This is a genomic window from Pampinifervens navoyensis (assembly GCF_046159715.1).
Taxonomy (GTDB): domain Bacteria; phylum Aquificota; class Aquificia; order Aquificales; family Aquificaceae; genus Pampinifervens.
Genome location: NZ_JBJXCT010000041.1, coordinates 1 through 273 on the forward strand (window position 1 = coordinate 1; position 273 = coordinate 273).

Sequence of the window (273 nt, forward strand, 5' to 3'; positions counted from 1 at the left end):
GGGGTGCCCGGCCTTCACCTCGTCGAGCATCCCCACTGCCGAGCACACCTGTCCCGGGGTGCAGTACCCGCACTGGAGCGCATCCTGGTCGAGAAAGGCTTGTTGTACGGCATGCAGACCGTCGTGGCCCGCCAAACCGTTTGCCGTGGTGATTTGTGCGCCGTCCTGTGCCACTGCGAACGTCAAACACGTAACAGCGCGCCGCCCTTCGAGGAGGATTGTGCACGATCCGCACTGCCCGTGGTCACAACCCTTCTTCGGGGACGTCACGCC

Annotated in this window: 1 protein-coding gene; it reads right to left on the reverse strand. The window is 64.5% G+C overall.

The annotated features are described in order from the left end of the window. Window positions 1–186, reverse strand: a 186-nt coding sequence (locus ACKRDP_RS09925) for a 2Fe-2S iron-sulfur cluster-binding protein (RefSeq protein WP_489685588.1), incomplete at its 3' end; no start/stop codon positions are given. Window positions 187–273: the final 87 nt, after the last annotated feature.